Origin of the sequence: Methylosinus sp. KRF6 (assembly GCF_018887255.1) — a bacterium.
GTDB lineage: Bacteria > Pseudomonadota > Alphaproteobacteria > Rhizobiales > Beijerinckiaceae > Methylosinus > Methylosinus sporium.
In genome coordinates this window covers 2064260-2078261 of the sequence record NZ_JAHLJF010000001.1, presented here as the reverse complement: position 1 = coordinate 2078261, position 14002 = coordinate 2064260, and the positions used below count along the sequence as shown (strand labels likewise).

14 protein-coding genes and 1 pseudogene are annotated in these 14002 nt (G+C 63.5%); 3 read left to right on the top strand and 12 right to left on the bottom strand.

Annotation, left to right across the window (positions count from 1 at the left end; genetic code table 11):
- Positions 1-724 precede the first annotated feature (724 nt).
- The 8 genes from KP010_RS10035 to KP010_RS10000 form a co-directional block, all read right to left on the bottom strand.
- Positions 725-1840 (bottom strand): helix-turn-helix domain-containing protein, encoded by a 1116-nt coding sequence (locus KP010_RS10035; protein WP_253203601.1) that lies wholly within the window; start codon positions 1838-1840, stop codon positions 725-727.
- Positions 1841-2256: 416 nt separating this feature from the next.
- Positions 2257-3882, bottom strand: a complete 1626-nt coding sequence (gene cysN / locus KP010_RS10030) for a sulfate adenylyltransferase subunit CysN (protein WP_216281501.1) — start codon at positions 3880-3882, stop codon at positions 2257-2259.
- Positions 3882-4799, bottom strand: coding sequence for a sulfate adenylyltransferase subunit CysD (gene cysD, locus KP010_RS10025; RefSeq protein WP_142863191.1), 918 nt, complete (start codon positions 4797-4799; stop codon positions 3882-3884). The genes cysN and cysD overlap by 1 nt, the downstream gene beginning before the upstream one ends.
- Complete coding sequence (locus tag KP010_RS10020; RefSeq protein WP_142863192.1) at positions 4796-5545, bottom strand: phosphoadenylyl-sulfate reductase; 750 nt, start codon at positions 5543-5545, stop codon at positions 4796-4798. The genes cysD and KP010_RS10020 overlap by 4 nt, the downstream gene beginning before the upstream one ends.
- Positions 5542-6042: a DUF934 domain-containing protein gene (locus KP010_RS10015; protein ID WP_216280824.1), complete on the bottom strand. Its 501-nt coding sequence runs from the start codon at positions 6040-6042 to the stop codon at positions 5542-5544. Before KP010_RS10015 ends, KP010_RS10020 begins: the two co-directional genes overlap by 4 nt.
- Complete coding sequence (locus KP010_RS10010) at positions 6026-7750, bottom strand: nitrite/sulfite reductase (protein ID WP_216280823.1); 1725 nt, start codon at positions 7748-7750, stop codon at positions 6026-6028. The genes KP010_RS10015 and KP010_RS10010 overlap by 17 nt, the downstream gene beginning before the upstream one ends.
- Positions 7747-8085, bottom strand: a complete 339-nt coding sequence (locus KP010_RS10005; RefSeq protein WP_142863195.1) for a DUF2849 domain-containing protein — start codon at positions 8083-8085, stop codon at positions 7747-7749. The genes KP010_RS10010 and KP010_RS10005 overlap by 4 nt, the downstream gene beginning before the upstream one ends.
- A complete protein-coding gene (locus KP010_RS10000) occupies positions 8082-8399 on the bottom strand; it encodes a 2Fe-2S iron-sulfur cluster-binding protein (RefSeq protein WP_216280822.1) in 318 nt (105 codons plus the stop codon). Before KP010_RS10000 ends, KP010_RS10005 begins: the two co-directional genes overlap by 4 nt.
- Positions 8400-8761: 362 nt before the next feature.
- Between KP010_RS10000 and KP010_RS09995 the strand changes: the two genes are divergently transcribed.
- The 3 genes from KP010_RS09995 (at position 8762) to KP010_RS09985 (ending at position 10733) form a co-directional block, all read left to right on the top strand.
- Positions 8762-9595: a hypothetical protein gene (locus KP010_RS09995; protein ID WP_207783229.1), complete on the top strand. Its 834-nt coding sequence runs from the start codon at positions 8762-8764 to the stop codon at positions 9593-9595.
- Positions 9596-9654: 59 nt separating this feature from the next.
- Complete coding sequence (locus KP010_RS09990) at positions 9655-10368, top strand: hypothetical protein (protein WP_216280821.1); 714 nt, start codon at positions 9655-9657, stop codon at positions 10366-10368.
- Between the two features lie 125 nt (positions 10369-10493).
- Positions 10494-10733, top strand: a complete 240-nt coding sequence (locus KP010_RS09985; RefSeq protein WP_216280820.1) for a hypothetical protein — start codon at positions 10494-10496, stop codon at positions 10731-10733.
- 123 nt (positions 10734-10856) lie between these two features.
- On the opposite strand, the gene KP010_RS09980 is transcribed toward KP010_RS09985, so the two are convergent.
- The 4 genes and pseudogenes from KP010_RS09980 to KP010_RS09965 all read right to left on the bottom strand — a co-directional run bounded on the left by KP010_RS09980 (position 10857) and on the right by KP010_RS09965 (position 13868).
- A complete protein-coding gene (locus KP010_RS09980; protein WP_216280819.1) occupies positions 10857-11255 on the bottom strand; it encodes a F0F1 ATP synthase subunit epsilon in 399 nt (132 codons plus the stop codon).
- Positions 11252-11515, bottom strand: coding sequence for a hypothetical protein (locus KP010_RS09975; RefSeq protein ID WP_216280818.1), 264 nt, complete (start codon positions 11513-11515; stop codon positions 11252-11254). The genes KP010_RS09980 and KP010_RS09975 overlap by 4 nt, the downstream gene beginning before the upstream one ends.
- A gap of 6 nt (positions 11516-11521) precedes the next feature.
- Positions 11522-12937: pseudogene (gene atpD, locus KP010_RS09970) on the bottom strand (F0F1 ATP synthase subunit beta); the annotation flags it as partial.
- A gap of 49 nt (positions 12938-12986) precedes the next feature.
- On the bottom strand, positions 12987-13868 hold the full coding sequence (locus tag KP010_RS09965) for a F0F1 ATP synthase subunit gamma (RefSeq protein WP_166141002.1): 882 nt from the start codon (positions 13866-13868) through the stop codon (positions 12987-12989).
- Between the last annotated feature and the right edge of the window lie 134 nt (positions 13869-14002).

The window sequence follows — 14002 nt, the reverse complement described above, 5'->3', positions numbered from 1 at the left end:
CGCGGTCGCGAGCGGGCTATCGAATGCGCGCATCCTCGTCGCCTCCCCGACGTCATGGCCGGGCTTGTCCCGGCCATCCACGCCAGGACGCCGAAGCGTCTTAAGACGTTTGGCGCGACGCCGAAGCTCCACCGACCGCGCCGTGGGGCGAATACGTCGATAGCGGGAGCTTTCCCTCGGTTTCTCGGCTGCACGGCGTGGATGGCCGGGACAAGCCCGGCCATGACGGCCGCAGAGTGAATTCAGGGCGCGCGAACGCGCCCCGCCGCGTCGCGCAGGTGATGCAAGGTCGTTCGGGACGCCGCGGCCGCCGTCGGCCAGGGCCTTTGTAGTCAAAGACGCATCGGAAGCTTTGGCGTCCCGAAACGCGGTTCTGCCCCTCCTCTGCTCCGCCTCCGGGCCCAGGGTTGTTTTCCCATTTCGGTAGTCTATCCCCGCGCGAACCTCGGATATTCGGCCGGCTTTTGCATTTGTTCCCAAATGCCTCCGCACGAAGGAGAAGCCGCGCCGGCGGAGTGGCGTCGAGCGCGTGAACGAGGGTAGCCGCCCCGCCTCTCTCGAAACCGCGCCCCCGCCGGCCCCGCCCCTACCCCAGGGCGAGGCCCTTGCCGTTCGGCGAGGGTGAGGGAGTATAGGAATATATTCTGGAGATTGTCAAGGTGGGGCGAGGCTGCGCGGCAGCGCTTGCGCCCCGTGATGCGTAGCATGGTTCCGTTATGGGCGGTTATGCGACTGGAGGAAGCTCATAATCAAGAACGGCAACAATCCTCTCATGCTCCGTGCATTTAGAACAGCGGTCGAAAATCACGGACTTTACCAGTGCTCTAAGCAGTTGGTGAGTGTCGGTTGACATGCTGACCTCGATCGGGCGGGAGCTTCCGCCGTGGAAATGGCCGTATGCAATATTGACGAACTTCTGAAGGTCTTGAAGAAATTGCATCTCTGCTCCCTTAGGGAATGCCCCTAGATTATCCCAACGTTCGACCTGCGCGGAAAGATCAACATGAGCGATCCGCTTGCTTCGAGCGGGTTCAATATGTTGACGGAATGCCATCAGACGCTCATTGACTTCTTTAAGGTTTTTAGCAACCTCAGCTGGCCACGGAATTTGTTCAATGATGTAATTTGTTGTCAGATTAGAATGTTTTCCGGTGTTTGCATTGTCCGTGATTTTGCAAAATTGCATATAACAATTCTCATGCATAATTCTATTTAAGCCTTCAAACAATAACGGCGATATTGATCTGTATAAGTCAAAAGCGCGTCTATCTTTTCCAAATACACTCTGAAAAAGATCGTAATCCGTCCATACCTGCTCGCAAATGATACAAAACTCTTCAATTATTGCCTTATGGCCTGACATCGTCTTTTTATTTCCCGCTTGTAAGGGCTGTGCAGGCTGCGCCGTGTCCGGCGCAGCCTGCACAAGCTCGTATTCGAATCGGAAAACATACGGCACTTTCGCGCGGGGAAACTCGACCTCCATCCGGTAGGTAGGCCCTGTTTGCAGCGGGTGCGGTTCTACCCCAACGACAGTCCCAATTTCGTCGGCTTCGATGTCGTAGCTGAAACGCACACGCGTTTGGGGTCGGAATCGAACGCGATCGCCGACCTGAAATCTTCTCAATCTAACGCCTGCGGCCTCGCCATTCTCTTTGATGAAGATCACGCCTGCGGATTCAAGGGCGCGTTTGACAGCGGCAAGCTTTTCGGGCTCGCCATCATACTTGCGCGTCTCAAAATTGGAGATGGTGTTTCTATGAACGCCGGACGCCTCTGCCAGGCGTTCAAGGGACCAGTTCAGAGCCGCGCGCGCAGCTCGCATTTGTTCGGGTTGCATGGCCACTCTCGTTGTGTGAAATTCACATGTGAAAATATCACAACTCGGGCTTTTGTCAACGGACGGGCTGACGTGATTCAACCCTTCATACGGGTGAGGCGTGGCACACGCACAAATCTCAAAACTCAAACATTATGCAACACGTACCGCGCCCTTGCTATTCAAGGGCTTCCGCCGCGCAAAAGATACACGCGAAAGTTCGCAGGATAACCGAGCGAACAAGACGCGCGCCGGAAGAGCCGCGTCTACCTCCCCCTCGAGGGGGGAGGTCGAGCGCCGAAGGCGCTCGGGAGGGGGTGAGCCCCCGAGTCTTTGCCGTTGAACCCCACCCCGGATGGCTTCGCCATCCGACCCTCCCCCTTAAGGGGAGGGTGGAAACACCCGTCTGACCAGGACCGAGCGCGCGTCGAGCGCCCTTACAATCCTGTATCGTCGTGCGGCGGCTCGCCCTTGGTGAGGCCGACGGCGAAGCGCGACCACAGACGCTCGTGCAGATAATAGAGCACGATTTTGGAGATGATCTCCGTGCCGGTGATCGCGGCCGATATGCCCGTGTCCTGCGTGAACAGGAAGGCCGCGCCGAAAGTGATGACGCTGCCGGGCACGCGCCAGGACAGCGACTTCACCAGGCTGCGCAAAGGCGTCGGATGCAGCAGATCGGGCGACGGCACGCCTTCCATGGAGGCGTAGCTCGCCTCCACGCCATTGCGCGCGCTGCGCTCGGTCCAGGCCGATTGCTTCACCATGCCGACGGCGACCGTCTCATTGGTCACGCGATCGATGAGGATGAAGCCGCCGGTCTCGCGATTGTCCTCATAGAGATCGCAGGCGATGGCGGTGTCGAGCCATAGCTCCGCCTCGCCGATCTCGTTGAAGGCGAGCGTCTGCGACGCATCGGCGAGCGGCTCGGCGAGGCCGGTCTCGATCTGTATGTGCGAGGCGACCTGCTTCACAAAGGCCGGCGTCATGCGCGCGCCGAGCTTTAAAAGATAGCTCTTGTCCAGCGTGAGCGGCTCGCGCACCAGCCATAGCAGCCGGGCCGACAGGCGATCGCCGATCTTGGCCGGCGACACCGGCGAGACGAGCATGTCGCCGCGGGAAATGTCGATCTCTTCGGTGAGGGTCAGCGTCACCGACTGGCCAGCCACCGCATGGGCGAGATCGCCGTCATAGGTGACGATGCGCGCGATCGTCGTGTCGCGGCCGGACGGCAAAATGCGAACGATGTCGCCCGGCTTTACGTTGCCGCCGGCGATGAAGCCGGAGAAGCCGCGGAAATCATGGGACGGCCGGTTCACCCATTGCACGGGGAAGCGGAAGGGCAGCACGCGGGCGTTGTCGTCCGAGGCGACGCTCTCGAGATAGGCGAGCAGCGGCGGACCGGAATACCAGTCCATTTTCTTGCTCGCATGAACGAGATTGTCGCCGTCCTTGGCGACCAGCGGAATCACCTGAATGGTGAGAAAGCGCAATTGCTCGGCGAAGGCGCGGAAGTCGCGCTCGATGTCGGCGAAAATCTCCTGCGAATAGGAGACGAGGTCCATCTTGTTGACGGCGACGACGACATGGCGCACGCCGAGCATGGAGACGATGACGCTGTGTCGGCGCGTCTGATCCAACAGGCCCTTGCGCGCATCGACGAGCAGAACGGCGAGCTCCGCCGTCGAGGCGCCGGTCGCCATATTGCGCGTGTATTGCACATGGCCGGGCGTGTCGGCGACGATGAACTTGCGCTTCTCCGTCGCGAAATAGCGATAGGCGACATCGATGGTGATGCCCTGCTCGCGCTCCGCCGCGAGGCCGTCGACGAGCAGCGCGAAATCGAGATCGTCGCCCTGCGTGCCGTGCTTCTTCGAATCCTTCTCGAGCGCGGCGATGAGATCGTCGGCCGCGAGATCGGCGTCATAGAGCAGACGGCCGATGAGCGTCGACTTGCCGTCGTCCACCGAGCCGCAGGTGATGAAGCGCAGCAAGGGCTTGTCGGCGGGCGCCGGCCCGACGGGGGCGCGCAGCGGCGCGGGCGTGGCGAGGCCGCCGTGCATCAAAAATAACCCTCCTGCTTCTTCTGCTCCATGGAGGAGGAGCCGTCGTGATCGATGAGGCGGCCCTGGCGCTCGGAGGAGCGGCTCGCGCGCATTTCGGCGATGATCTCCTCCAGCGTCGCCGCGGAGCTCTCGATCGCGCCGGTCAGCGGATAGCAGCCGAGCGTGCGGAAGCGCACCAGCCTCTGCTGCACGGTCTCGCCTTGCTGCAGCTTCAGGCGATCATCGTCGACCATGATGAGCATACCGCCGCGATCGATCACCGGCCGCTCCTTGGCGTAATAGAGCGGCACGACATCGATGCCCTCGCGCGCGATGTAGTCCCACACATCGGCCTCGGTCCAATTGGACAGAGGAAACACGCGCAGGCTCTCGCCCGGCCCCTTGCGGGCGTTGTAGAGGCGCCAGAACTCCGGCCGCTGCGCCTTCGGGTCCCAGCGATGCTGCGCGTTGCGGAAGGAGAGCACGCGCTCCTTGGCGCGGGATTTCTCCTCATCGCGCCGCGCGCCGCCGAAGGCCGCGTCGAATTTCCATTTGTCGAGCGCCTGCTTCAGCGCGTCGGTCTTCATGATCTGCGTATGCAGCTGCGACCCGTGCACGGTGGGATCGATATTCATCGCGACCCCTTCCGGATTGGTGTGGATGAGCAGCTCGAGGCCCGTCTCGGCCGCGCGGCGGTCGCGAAAGGCGATCATTTCCTTGAACTTCCATGTCGTATCGACATGCAGCAGCGGGAATGGCGGCTTCGACGGATAGAAGGCCTTCATGGCGAGGTGCAGCATCACTGCCGAATCCTTGCCAATGGAGTAGAGCATCACCGGCCGCTCGCATTCGGCGACGACCTCGCGCATGATGTGGATGCTCTCCGCCTCCAGCCGATCCAAATGGCCGAGGGGCTTTGCCGCCAGCGCGTTCATTGCGAGCTCTCCGGCGCCGCGCCGCGCGTCAGCCTTCCGTCCGGCCCGACATGCAGGCCGCATTCTTTCTTCTCGTCCTCTTCCCACCACCAGCGGCCGGCGCGCTCGCTCTCGCCGGGCTCGAGCGCGCGCGTGCAAGGCGCGCAGCCGATGGAGAGAAAGCCCTTCTCGTGCAGCTCGTTCACCGGCACGCTGAATTCCTCCGTCGCGGCGACGATGGCCTCGCGCGTGTAATCGGCGAGCGGATTGAGCTTGACCAGCCGACGCTCGGCGTCGCTCTCGATGAGATGCACGCCCTCGCGCGCCTGCGATTGATCGGCGCGCAGGCCCGTCACCCAGGCGGAGGCGCCGGCGAGCAGGCGCGACAGCGGCTCCACCTTGCGAATATGGCAGCAGCCCTTGCGATTCTCGACCGAGCGATAGAAGCCGTTGACGCCATGCTCGGCGACATAATCGGCGAGCGGCAGCGCCTGCGGATAGGCGGCGTGAATGCGCCGCGCATAGCGCGCCTCGGTCTTCTCCCAAAGGGCGATCGTCTCCTCGAAGAGACGGCCCGTGTCGATCGTCACCACATCGATCTCGAGGCCCTGGGTGAAGATGGAATGGGTGACGAGCTGATCCTCTATGCCGAAGCTCGTCGTGAAGACGATGCGGCCGGGAATGACCTCGCGCGTGAGCTTCAAGCGATGATCGAGATCGAGCGGCGCGAGGCGCGGCGCGAGCGTTTCGACGATCGACGTCTTCATGCCACGCCCTTTCGCCGGCGTTCGAGTATAGATGCGCCGCCCGGAACGCCGCGCTGATAGGAGAGGCTGCGCGCCTGACGCGCCTTGGCCCAATTGGCCTCGCCGTGATGCGCGGCGAGATCGTCGGGAATTTCGATCGTGTCGAAGCCGCCGCCGATCGCGTGCAAATATTGATCCGGCGTCAGCCGGCCGCTCGCCCGCAATTCGCCCGCGAAACCTTCGCGGCGCAGCAGCCGCGCGAGCGAGAAGCCGCGCCCGTCGGTGAAGGCCGGAAAGGCGATTTCGATGAGCGCGAGACGCGAGAAATGAGGCGCCAGCGCCTTGGGATCCGTCGTATTGGCGACATAGACGCCGAGCGCCGTCAGCCGCGCATCTTCCAGCGCGGCGGGCAGTCGCCCGAGCGAGACGATCACCTTGCCGGCGCCGGGCAGGGATTCCTCATCGGCGAGACGGCGCCACTCGTCCGCGATGAAAGCGCCGTCAGATACCAGAGCCATCCTCGCCCTCCCGGCGCGCAGATTCCTTGAAACGCTTATGGCCCAAGCGCCGCCATGTGTCGATGAAAGCCTCGCCGTCGCGCCGCTCGGCGAGATAGAATTGCACCAGGCTCTCGATCACGTCGGGAACCTCTTCCGCCGAGACGCCGGGACCGAGCAATTCGCCGATCGAGGCCGAGAGCGTCGGATCGCCGCCGAGCGTGATCTGATAGGACTCGACGCCCTTCTTCTCGAGGCCGAGAATGCCGATCGCGCCGACATGATGATGGCCGCAGGCGTTGATGCAGCCGGAAATCTTGATCCCCAGCTTGCCGATGAGACGCTGGCGCTCGAGATCGGCGAAACGCTCCGAGATCGCCTGAGCGATCGGAATGGAGCGCGCCGTCGCCAGCGCGCAATAGTCGAGCCCCGGGCAGGAGATGATGTCGCTGATGAGCCCGGCGTTGGCGGTGGAAAGTCCCGCCGCCGAAAGATCGCGCCACAGTGCGAAAAGATCATCCCGCTTCACATGCGGAAGAATGATGTTCTGCTCATGGCTGACGCGCAATTCGCCGAAACCATATGTGTCGGCGGCGTCGGCCAGCGCGCGCATCTGCGCGGAAGTGGCGTCGCCCGGAATGCCGCCGATCGGCTTCAACGAGACAGTGACGATGGCGTAGCCGGGAACCTTATGCGGCGCGACATTCACCGCGGCGAAGGCGGCGAATTCGGCGTTCTCCGCCTTGGCCTTTTCGAAGCCGTCCGAATGCGCGGGCAAAGCCTCGTAAGCCGGCGGCGCGAAGGCTGCGACGACGCGCTCCAGCTCCTGCGCGTCATAGGCGAAAGGCGCGCGGTCCATGGCGGAATATTCCGCCTCCACCTGAGCGCGGATCTCGTCGAGCCCGGTCTCGTGCACCAATATTTTGATGCGCGCCTTATATTTGTTGTCGCGGCGGCCGAAGCGATTATAGACGTGCAGGATCGCCTCGAGATAGGCGAGCAATTGCGCGCGCGGTAGAAACTCGCGCAGCAGCTTGCCGACGAAAGGCGTGCGGCCGAGACCGCCGCCGACGATCACCTCATAGCCGATCGCGCCTTCCGCATTCTTCACGATGCGCAGGCCGATGTCGTGAATCTTGATCGCCGCGCGGTCATGCTCGGCGCCGCTCACCGCGATCTTGAACTTGCGCGGCAGGAAGCTGAATTCGGCATGGGCGCTCGACCATTGGCGCAGAAACTCCGCCGTCGGCCGCGGGTCCTCCAGCTCATCGGCGGCGACGCCGGCGAAATGATCGGCGGTGACGTTGCGGATGCAATTGCCCGACGTCTGGATCGCATGCATGTCGACGTCGGCGAGCGCCTCGAGAATATCCGGCACATCGACGAGCTTGGGCCAATTATATTGCAGGTTCTGCCGCGTGGTGAAATGGCCGTAGCCCTTGTCCCATTTGTCGGCGATATAGGCGAGCTGGCGCATTTGCCGCGAGGTGAGCGAGCCATAGGGAATGGCGACGCGCAGCATATAGGCGTGCAGCTGCAGATAGAGCCCGTTCATCAGGCGGAACGGGCGGAACTCCTCCTCCGTCAGCGCGCCGGCGAGGCGACGCTCCACCTGCCCGCGGAACTCCGCCACGCGCTCGCGCACGAAGGCGCGGTCATATTCGTCATAGGCGTAGATCGTCGGCGCGGCATTGGGGCGCGGCGGCAGGGCCGGATCATGCGCAGTCATCGATTCCCCGCTCCTTGCAGCCATGCCTGCTTGCCGAGATCGCGCCGCACGCTCGGGCCGGCGGCGCGGAACTTCTCGCGAAAATGCAGCGGCGTCGGCGCGCCGGCCGCATCCACGAAGACATCGACCAGATAAGCGTCGACGACGCGGTTCGAGGCGACGGCGGCCTTGCCCGCGGCGTCGAGCGCCGCCGCCTCTGCGGCGTCATAAGCAATTTTCGCGCGAGACAAGCCACGCTCCCAGCCCTCGGCGCCGAGAAAGACGACGTCGCCCTCGGCGAGATCGGAGGCGAGCAGCACTTTGGGCGAGAATTTCGGATCGACGGCCCGCGTCATGTCGGCTCCTTGACCAGAGTGATCTTCAGCCCGTCGAGTTCGTCCGACCAGATGATCTGGCAGGAGAGCCGCGAGGTCTCGTGCAGGAAGGGCAGCTCGTCGAGCTTATCGATCTCGTCCTCGCGCGGCGGCGCGACCTTGTCGACCCATTCGGGATCGAGCACGATATGGCAGGAGGCGCAGGCGACCGCGCCGCCGCATGTGCCCTCCATACCCATCCCGTAATCCCGCAAAATCTCCATCAATCGCCAGCCTTCCACAGGCTCCAGCTCGTGGGTGACGCCGTCTGCGTCCTCGACACGGATCACGCTCATCCTTTTCTCCGAATAGGCCCCTTCGCCGCAGAGGCGCCCTTCCTTCGGCTTTCGGTCCGGCGCGAGCGTCTCGCGTCGGACGATGCGGCCACGCCGATCGCCGTATCATCCGGCGACAGCGTGAAAAACCGCAAATCTTCGAAAATGTGCGGCCTAATTATTCGACGTCGCGAGAATGTCAATTCACTATAATAGGCGGCGCCTTCCGGATAAACTACAAACACGTTTCGTGGTATCAGCCGGAAAGGTTTCGATCGCGCCCGCCGCGGCGAGAAAATTCTCGGCGTGCGCAATGCATAAATGGTAAGGGATTTAGGTTCCTGCCGCCCGAACGCGGGCGCGAGCGATATAGGTGCTAGGCCATGGCTCAAAGACCGACCAAAGAAACCAAGCAGAGTTCGGCTCGCGAGGAGCGGCCGCCGGTCGTGCGGGAGAAAGCTCCTGCGCTCGCCCCTCAGAGAGGTCGGCCGACGCTCATTCTGGTCGGCGCCGACAAGGGCGGCGTGGGCAAGACGACGATCGCCCGCGTGCTGCTCGACTATCTCGCCGCCAATAATGTCTTGACCCGGGCCTTCGATACGGAGACTCCGCGCGGCACGCTCTATCGCTTTCATCCCGATCAGACCAGCGTCGTCGATTTGACCTCGACTTCGGATCAAATGAAGATCATCGACACTCTGGCCACGGCTCAGGTGAGGGTCAGCGTCGTCGACGTCCGCGCCGGCGGGCTGGAGCCGGCCCTGCAGGCGCTGCAGGACACCGGCTTTCTCGACGCCGTGGCGGAAGGGGAAGTCGGCTTCATCCTGTTCCATGTGCTCGGCTCGTCCATCGCCTCGCTGGACGAGATCGCCGAAGTCGCCCCTTATGTCGATGACGCCGATTATTTCCTCGTCAAGAACCATGTCAACGACACCACATTTTTCGAGTGGGACCCTGTGACGAACCGCAAATATTTCGAGAAGGTGGAGACGGCGGGCGAGATCACCATCCCCAAGCTCAACGAATTGTCCTATGAACAGGTAGAGATCGCCGGCGCGCCTTTTTCCACCTTCGTCGCCAATCGGACGGCGGAAGGGGAGCCGGCGGACCATTCCTTCGTCCTTCGCGGCTATGTCCGCACCTGGCAGAACAGGATCGCCGACGAATTCGATCGCATCCGTCTGCTGGATCGCATCGCCGGCAGGGAGGGCGCATAGCGCCAAGCTCGTGTGGTTGGTGGCAGAGCGAGCCTCGGGCGGCGCCGAGAGAGTGAAAAATGAGTCGACGCACTTTGGTGTTCGTCGCCTGTTCCCCGCATCCGCGATCGGGCGTTTCGACGACCGCGCGGCTGCTGACGGACTTCTATCTCTCGCGCCTCGCCGACGTCGAAGGCTTCGACACCGATCCTCACGCGCCGCGCTATCACGAATTGTTTCCCGATCGCACGCAGGTCATCGACATCGCCGCCATACGCGGCCAGATTTCCTTGTTCGACAGGCTGCTGGTCGACGACGGCGTTCCCAAGATCGTCGATGTCTGGCAGCGCAGCTACGACCGCTTCTTCAAGACGGTGAAAGAAATCGGCTTTGTTGAGGAAGCGCATTTGCGTGGCGTCGAGCCGATCGTCCTCTTCCATGCGGACTCGTCGGAATCGGCGCTGGCCAGCGCGCAATCGCTCTCTGCGTCATGGCGCGATCTTCCCATGGTGGTGGTGCAGAACGAAGGCGCCGCGCCGCTCGGGGCCTATGCGCATGAGACGCTCGGCCATTATCCATCGACGCGCCGATTTGTCATCGGCCCGCTGGACGGCGCCGTCGCGAAAACGCTGGAACAGCCGGATGTTTCGCTGAGCCGGCTGCTGGCGGCGCCGCCGCCGGAAATGTCGATCGTCATTCGAGCGGCGCTGAAAGCGTGGATTGCGCCCATCTTCACGCAATTCCACAGTTTCGAGCTGCGGCGCCGGCTCGAAGGCGCGCAATTCCTGAAATGAGCCGCGACTCGGGCGCTCGCGCAGCCACGACGTCGCCGGAGTGCGGCGCCGGGCCGCGCCCCTGTTCGGAACTTTTCTCAGCGGGGCGGATTAGCGCTGTGCCGAGTCCCACACAGGAGACTGCTATGCACTGCGGAGATTGCCGTTTTTGGCACCAACCGGCCGCTCAATGCCGGCGCAACGCCCCGCTGCCGATGCGCGGCGCGGGTCAGCATGGAAACACAGACACTGCATGGCCGGCCGTCGCCGCCGATGAATGGTGCGGCGAATATCAGCCGGGCTATATCGACCGCACCAGCCTGCCGGCGGGAGCTCAGTCGCACGCCCGCAGTCGGGCCGGCCGTCAGGAATCCGCCCAGCATTGAACGCGCTTCCAGGGGCGCGCGCCGGTCCGAGCGCGCCCAGAAACCGATCGAGCGCTCCCCGATCCAATCGGGATCGGAGAGCGCTCGGCCGAAAGACTCTAGAACCGCGAGACGACGCGCCTCTTACAGAGCGAGCGCCGTCTTCAGCTCCTGCAGCTGAGCGAGCTTTTCGGCGGCGACGCGGCGCGCCTCGTCGCCCTTGGCGTCGGCGACATCCTCGCTCGCATTTTTGATGTCCGCGTCGAGCTTGGCGGCGTCGAGCTCGGCGACCGGAATGGCGTATTCGGCCAGAATCGTGAAGCCGCCGAGGCCGACATCGGCGAAGCCGCCGCGCACGAACAGCTTTTCTTTCTTGCCGCCCTCGTCGATCTCGACGACGCCCGGCTTCAGCACCGTCATCACCGGCGCATGGTCTTTGAGAACGGTGAACACGCCCTCGGCGCCGGGAGCGACGACGGCGTCCACTTCTCCCGAGAACAGAAGCTTCTCGGGAGAGACGAGTTCGAAGTGGAAAGCGGTCATTTTCGTCTACCTCTAAAAGCTCGGTTCAGCATTTGCGCGATCTGGCCGCCCGCCACGCACAGCATGACTCCGGCCATCATTCCGACGACCGCCCCGACCCGCTGCTCGCCATCGCAACGAAGCTCCGGACGGGCCTTGGGACCATAGGGAAGCGTGTAAAAGCAGTCGAAAGCGCAACGCGCTCCGCCCACCGCCACGCCCAGATAGACGCAAAGCGAGACGATCGCGCCCCAGGCCACATAAATGGCGAGGCGCGACATGTGTCGTTACGCCGCTTCCTTGGCGAGCTTGGCGGCCTTCTCGACCGCTTCCTCGATCGTGCCGACCATGTAGAAGGCGGCCTCGGGGAGGTGGTCGTATTGGCCTTCGACGAGGCCCTTGAAGCCCTTGATCGTGTCGGCGAGCGCGACGAGCTTGCCCGGCGCGCCGGTGAACACTTCGGCGACGTGGAAAGGCTGCGACAGGAAGCGCTCGATCTTGCGGGCGCGCGCCACGGTCAGCTTGTCCTCTTCCGAGAGCTCGTCCATGCCCAGGATCGCGATGATGTCCTGCAGCGACTTATAGCGCTGCAGCGTCGACTGCACCTTGCGGGCGACCTCGTAATGCTCTTCGCCGACGATCGCCGGGGACAGCATACGTGAGGTCGAGTCGAGCGGATCGACGGCCGGATAGATGCCCTTTTCCGCGATCGAGCGGTTGAGCACGGTCGTCGCGTCGAGATGGGCGAAGGAGGCGGCCGGAGCCGGGTCGGTCAGATCGTCGGCCGGCACGTAAATGGCCTGCACCGAGGTGATCGAGCCCTTGGTCGTCGTGGTGATGCGCTCCTGCAGCGCGCCCATGTCGGTGGCGAGCGTCGGCTGATAGCCCACCGCCGAAGGAATGCGGCCGAGCAGGGCCGACACTTCCGAGCCCGCCTGGGTGAAGCGGAAGATGTTGTCGACGAAGAAGAGCACGTCCTGGCCCTTGTCGCGGAAGTCCTCGGCGACGGTGAGGCCGGTCAGCGCGACGCGGGCGCGGGCTCCCGGGGGCTCGTTCATCTGGCCATAGACCAGCGCGGCCTTGGAGCCGGCGGCGGAGCCGTTCTCGGGCTTCTTGTTGACGCCGCCCTCGATCATCTCGTGATAGAGGTCGTTGCCCTCACGGGTGCGCTCGCCGACGCCGGCGAAGACCGAATAGCCGCCGTGCGCCTTGGCGATATTGTTGATGAGCTCCATGATGATGACGGTCTTGCCGACGCCCGCGCCGCCGAACAGTCCGACCTTGCCGCCCTTGGCGTAGGGCGCGAGCAGGTCGACGACCTTGATGCCCGTCTCGAGGATCTGCGCCTCGGTCGCCTGCTCGGCGTAGGAGGGAGCCGGCTGGTGAATGGCGCGCTTGGTCGCCGTCACGATGGGGCCGGCCTCGTCGACCGGCTCGCCGATGACATTGATGATGCGGCCGAGCATCTCGTCGCCGACCGGCACCGAGATGGGGGCGCCCGTGTCGGTCACGGGCGTGCCGCGCACGAGGCCTTCCGTCGAGTCCATGGCGATGGTGCGCACGGAATTCTCGCCGAGATGCTGCGCAACTTCGAGGACGAGGCGCGCGCCCTGATTGCTGGTCTCCAGCGCGTTCAGGATTTCCGGCAAATGATCGTCGAACTTCACGTCGACGACAGCGCCGATCACCTGCGTGATGTGACCCGTGGTCGTGGGGGTAGCCATTGTCTCGTCCTCTCGGCTGTTGTTCTGGTCAGAGCGCCTCGGCGCCCGAGATGATTTCGATGAGTTCCTTGGTGATGATCGCCTGACGTGACCGATTGTAGAGCGTCGTCTGCTTCTTGATCATGTCGCCGGCGTTGCGCGTGGCGTTGTCCATCGCGCTCATGCGCGCGCCCTGCTCGGAAGCGGCGTTCTCGAGCAATGCGCGGAAAATCTGCACCGATATGTTGCGGGGCAGCAGCGTGGCCAGAATCTCGTCCTGGCCGGGCTCATATTCATAGATCGCCAGGGCGCCGCCCGCGGCCGCCTCGTTCTCATTGGCGGAAATCTGCGCCGGAATGAGCTGCAGCGCCGTCGGAAACTGCTGAATCACAGATTTGAAGCGCGAGAAGAACAGCGTCGCCACATCGAACTCGCCACGCTCGAACAGATCGATGACCTTGCGGCCGATCGCGTCGCCCTGATCGAAGCCGATCTGGCGAACGCCGCGAAGCTCGACGAGCTCGATGATGTTCTTCTCGTAATTGCGGCGGAGCTGGTCGTAGCCCTTCTTGCCGACGCAGAGAATCTTGACCGTCTTGCCCTGGCCCTGCAGGCGCTGGATGTGCTCGCGGGCTAGGCGGACGATCGAAGAATTGAAGGCGCCGCAGAGGCCGCGCTCGGCGGTCGCCACGACGAGTAGATGCGTCTCGTCCCGGCCATTGCCGGAGAGCAGCACGGGCGCGCCGGTGGAGACGCCCCCGGCGAGATTGGCGAGCACTTTCTCGATGCGCTCGGCATAGGGGCGCGCCGCCTCGGCCGCCGCCTGGGCGCGGCGCAGCTTGGCCGCCGCGACCATCTGCATGGCCTTGGTGATCTTCTGCGTCGCCTTGACGGAAGATATGCGGTTTCGAAGATCCTTCAACGAGGGCATGAGAGAACCCGTCTCATTGCGACCGGAGCCGGCCTGTCGTCATTGCGAGAAGCGAAGCCGCGATGCGATCGCAGAGCCGCCGAGCGGCTCTGGATCGTTTCGCTGCGCTCGCAATGACGGGCCATTGCTTCCGA